Here is a 5,397-nt window from a genome sequence, read left to right on the forward strand (position 1 = left end):
GGTAAGATAGAGAAGTTGCCCTGCGGGCCTGGTTGTGATGGCTGGGTCGTGGGAGCATCCGATCCTTGAGAACTCAACAGCGTGCACTTGTCAAATGCCAATTTTATCCTCGTTCAGCTTCGGCTGGGTGAGAATTCCTTTGGATCAAAGACCAGCCTCCTTTGGGGGGTTGGCAATGGATAGTCAGCAATGAATATCTCTTTGGTCAGTTTCAAACTCGCTGCAGGCCTGGTTTTCCCTGGGTTTGTATGCATTTCTTTTTTACGGAGAGTTTGATCCTGGCTCAGGATGAACGCTGGCGGCGTGCTTAACACATGCAAGTCGAACGGTGAACACGGAGCTTGCTCTGTGGGATCAGTGGCGAACGGGTGAGTAACACGTGAGCAACCTGCCCCTGACTCTGGGATAAGCGCTGGAAACGGCGTCTAATACTGGATATGTGACGTGATCGCATGGTCTGCGTCTGGAAAGATTTTTCGGTTGGGGATGGGCTCGCGGCCTATCAGCTTGTTGGTGAGGTAATGGCTCACCAAGGCGTCGACGGGTAGCCGGCCTGAGAGGGTGACCGGCCACACTGGGACTGAGACACGGCCCAGACTCCTACGGGAGGCAGCAGTGGGGAATATTGCACAATGGGCGCAAGCCTGATGCAGCAACGCCGCGTGAGGGATGACGGCCTTCGGGTTGTAAACCTCTTTTAGCAGGGAAGAAGCGAAAGTGACGGTACCTGCAGAAAAAGCGCCGGCTAACTACGTGCCAGCAGCCGCGGTAATACGTAGGGCGCAAGCGTTATCCGGAATTATTGGGCGTAAAGAGCTCGTAGGCGGTTTGTCGCGTCTGCTGTGAAATCCGGAGGCTCAACCTCCGGCCTGCAGTGGGTACGGGCAGACTAGAGTGCGGTAGGGGAGATTGGAATTCCTGGTGTAGCGGTGGAATGCGCAGATATCAGGAGGAACACCGATGGCGAAGGCAGATCTCTGGGCCGTAACTGACGCTGAGGAGCGAAAGGGTGGGGAGCAAACAGGCTTAGATACCCTGGTAGTCCACCCCGTAAACGTTGGGAACTAGTTGTGGGGTCCATTCCACGGATTCCGTGACGCAGCTAACGCATTAAGTTCCCCGCCTGGGGAGTACGGCCGCAAGGCTAAAACTCAAAGGAATTGACGGGGACCCGCACAAGCGGCGGAGCATGCGGATTAATTCGATGCAACGCGAAGAACCTTACCAAGGCTTGACATATACGAGAACGGGCCAGAAATGGTCAACTCTTTGGACACTCGTAAACAGGTGGTGCATGGTTGTCGTCAGCTCGTGTCGTGAGATGTTGGGTTAAGTCCCGCAACGAGCGCAACCCTCGTTCTATGTTGCCAGCACGTAATGGTGGGAACTCATGGGATACTGCCGGGGTCAACTCGGAGGAAGGTGGGGATGACGTCAAATCATCATGCCCCTTATGTCTTGGGCTTCACGCATGCTACAATGGCCGGTACAAAGGGCTGCAATACCGTGAGGTGGAGCGAATCCCAAAAAGCCGGTCCCAGTTCGGATTGAGGTCTGCAACTCGACCTCATGAAGTCGGAGTCGCTAGTAATCGCAGATCAGCAACGCTGCGGTGAATACGTTCCCGGGTCTTGTACACACCGCCCGTCAAGTCATGAAAGTCGGTAACACCTGAAGCCGGTGGCCTAACCCTTGTGGAGGGAGCTGTCGAAGGTGGGATCGGTAATTAGGACTAAGTCGTAACAAGGTAGCCGTACCGGAAGGTGCGGCTGGATCACCTCCTTTCTAAGGAGCATCTGACACTTTCGGGTGTCCAGAACCCAGTTCGGGAGCGTTCGTCTCTCGCTGGGAGCTCATGGGTGGAACATTTGACATGACATCAGCGCAGCTGATTTCTGCTAGTACGTCGCTTCGGTGGCTGGAACGTGGGGGTTGGTGAGCGGGGTGTCTGCACGCTGTTGGGTCCTGAGGGACCGGATGCGTACTGGCCTTCGGGTCGAGTGCACAGTCGGTTACTCTGGGCCTCTTTCTGTTTCCCTGGTGGGGAGTGGGGAGGGGTACCGCCCGTACTTTGAGAACTACACAGTGGACGCGAGCATCTTGCAGCCGGCTTCGGTCGGTTGCACAAGATGATCTTAAAGATCATTAGTCAATTTCTGATTCCATCTTCGGATGGGTCGGGTTTTTGATTCAAACTCATGTGATTTCAAGTCTTTAAGAGCAAACGGTGGATGCCTTGGCATCTGGAGCCGAAGAAGGACGTAGCAATCTGCGATAAGCCTCGGGGAACTGATAAGCAAGTTTTGATCCGAGGGTGTCCGAATGGGGAAACCCCGCTGGGCGGCGTGCCGACCTAGTGACTCCCGCCTGAATATATAGGGCGGGTAGAGGGAACGTGGGGAAGTGAAACATCTCAGTACCCACAGGAAGAGAAAGCAACCGCGATTCCGTTAGTAGTGGCGAGCGAAACCGGATCAGGCTAAACCTAGCGTGTGTGATAGCCGGCAGGCGTTGCATGTTGGGGGTTGTGGGACTTTTCTGTCATCTCTGCCGAGGTGGCGGCGTTACAAGAAGGTATAGACGAACGGTCTTGAAAGGCCGGTCATAGAGGGTGCCAACCCCGTAGTCGAAATGCTTCTCTTGGCGCGAAGAGTATCCCAAGTAGCACGGGGCCCGTGAAATCCCGTGTGAATCTGTCAGGACCACCTGATAAGCCTAAATACTCCCAGATGACCGATAGCGGACAAGTACCGTGAGGGAAAGGTGAAAAGTACCCCGGGAGGGGAGTGAAATAGTACCTGAAACCGTTTGCTTACAAACCGTTGGAGCCTCCTTAGTAGGGGTGACAGCGTGCCTTTTGAAGAATGAGCCTGCGAGTTAGCGATATGTGGCGAGGTTAACCCGTGTGGGGTAGCCGTAGCGAAAGCGAGTCTGAATAGGGCGATTCAGTCGCATGTCCTAGACCCGAAGCGAAGTGATCTATCCATGGCCAGGTTGAAGCACGTGTAAGAGCGTGTGGAGGACCGAACCCACTTAGGTTGAAAACTGAGGGGATGAGCTGTGGATAGGGGTGAAAGGCCAATCAAACTTCGTGATAGCTGGTTCTCTCCGAAATGCATTTAGGTGCAGCGTTGCGTGTTTCTTGCCGGAGGTAGAGCTACTGGATGGCCGATGGGCCCTACAAGGTTACTGACGTCAGCCAAACTCCGAATGCCGGTAAGTGAGAGCGCAGCAGTGAGACTGTGGGGGATAAGCTTCATAGTCGAGAGGGAAACAACCCAGACCACCAACTAAGGTCCCAAAGCGCGTGCTAAGTGGGAAAGGATGTGGAGTTGCTGTGACAACCAGGAGGTTGGCTTAGAAGCAGCCACCCTTGAAAGAGTGCGTAATAGCTCACTGGTCAAGTGATTCCGCGCCGACAATGTAACGGGGCTCAAGCACGCCACCGAAGTTGTGGCATTGACATTATTGGTAGGCCTTCGTGGTCCAGCCGTGTTGATGGGTAGGAGAGCGTCGTGTGGCCAGCGAAGCGGCGGTGTAAACCAGCCGTGGAGGCTACACGAGTGAGAATGCAGGCATGAGTAGCGAATGACGTGTGAGAAACACGTCCTCCGAAAGACCAAGGGTTCCAGGGTCAAGCTAATCTTCCCTGGGTAAGTCGGGACCTAAGGCGAGGCCGACAGGCGTAGTCGATGGACAACGGGTTGATATTCCCGTACCGGCGAAGAACCGCCCAAGCTAATCCAGTAGTGCTAAGTATCTGAATCCCAGTGATTGATCCCTTCGGGGTGACGCTCTGGGCCTAGCGTACGACCCCATTCTGGTGCGGCTAGCGTATTAACAGGTGTGACGCAGGAAGGTAGCCCAAGCCAGGCGATGGTTGTCCTGGTGCAAGTGCGTAGGCCGAGTCGTAGGCAAATCCGCGATTCATTGAGGCTGAGACACGATGCGGATAAAAAGTGGGTGATCCTATGCTGCCGAGAAAAGCATCGACGCGAGGTTCTAGCTGCCCGTACCCCAAACCGACTCAGGTGGTCAGGTAGAGAATACCAAGGAGATCGAGAGAATCGTGGTTAAGGAACTCGGCAAAATGCCCCCGTAACTTCGGGAGAAGGGGGGCCATCCACTTATACGGACTTGCTCCGGAAAGGGTGTGGTGGCCGCAGAGACTAGTGGGTAGCGACTGTTTACTAAAAACACAGGTCCGTGCCAAGTCGCAAGACGATGTATACGGACTGACGCCTGCCCGGTGCTGGAAGGTTAAGAGGACCGGTTAGCCGTAAGGCGAAGCTGAGAATTTAAGCCCCAGTAAACGGCGGTGGTAACTATAACCATCCTAAGGTAGCGAAATTCCTTGTCGGGTAAGTTCCGACCTGCACGAATGGCGTAACGACTTCCCAACTGTCTCAACCGCGAACTCGGCGAAATTGCATTACGAGTAAAGATGCTCGTTACGCGCAGCAGGACGGAAAGACCCCGTGACCTTTACTACAGCTTGGTATTGGTGTTCGGTGTGGCTTGTGTAGGATAGGTGGGAGACTTTGAAGCATGGACGCTAGTTCGTGTGGAGTCATTGTTGAAATACCACTCTGGTCACTCTGGATATCTAACTTCGAACCGTAATCCGGTTCAGGGACAGTGCCTGGTGGGTAGTTTAACTGGGGCGGTTGCCTCCCAAAAAGTAACGGAGGCGCCCAAAGGTTCCCTCAACCTGGTTGGCAATCAGGTGTCGAGTGTAAGTGCACAAGGGAGCTTGACTGTGAGACTGACAGGTCGAGCAGGGACGAAAGTCGGGACTAGTGATCCGGCAGTGGCTTGTGGAAGCGCTGTCGCTCAACGGATAAAAGGTACCTCGGGGATAACAGGCTGATCTTGCCCAAGAGTCCATATCGACGGCATGGTTTGGCACCTCGATGTCGGCTCGTCGCATCCTGGGGCTGGAGTAGGTCCCAAGGGTTGGGCTGTTCGCCCATTAAAGCGGTACGCGAGCTGGGTTTAGAACGTCGTGAGACAGTTCGGTCCCTATCCGCTGCGCGCGTAGGAAATTTGAGAGGATCTGACCCTAGTACGAGAGGACCGGGTTGGACGAACCTCTGGTGTGTCAGTTGTTCCGCCAGGAGCACCGCTGATTAGCTACGTTCGGGATGGATAACCGCTGAAAGCATCTAAGCGGGAAGCCGGCCTCAAGATGAGATTTCCATACCTTCGGGTGAGAGGCTCCCAGCCAGACTACTGGGTTGATAGGCCAGATGTGGAAGTGCAGTAATGCATGCAGCTGACTGGTACTAATAAGCCGATGACTTGATAACACACCGTTTGTTGGTGCTACGCGTCCACTGAGTGGTTCTCGATGTACGGTCGAGAACCGCATGACAACATTGACTTTGTTATGTGTTT

General features: G+C 54.4%; 2 rRNA genes. Both read left to right on the plus strand.

The window, feature by feature from the left end:
- Window positions 1–260 precede the first annotated feature (260 nt).
- A 16S ribosomal RNA gene (locus LC041_RS16960) occupies window positions 261–1,785 on the plus strand.
- A 419-nt stretch (window positions 1,786–2,204) separates the two neighbouring features.
- A 23S ribosomal RNA gene (locus LC041_RS16965) occupies window positions 2,205–5,309 on the plus strand.
- Together the 16S and 23S rRNA genes form the textbook arrangement of a ribosomal RNA operon.
- Window positions 5,310–5,397: the final 88 nt, after the last annotated feature.

Origin of the sequence: Microbacterium paraoxydans, assembly GCF_020524545.1 — a bacterium.
GTDB lineage: Bacteria > Actinomycetota > Actinomycetes > Actinomycetales > Microbacteriaceae > Microbacterium > Microbacterium paraoxydans_C.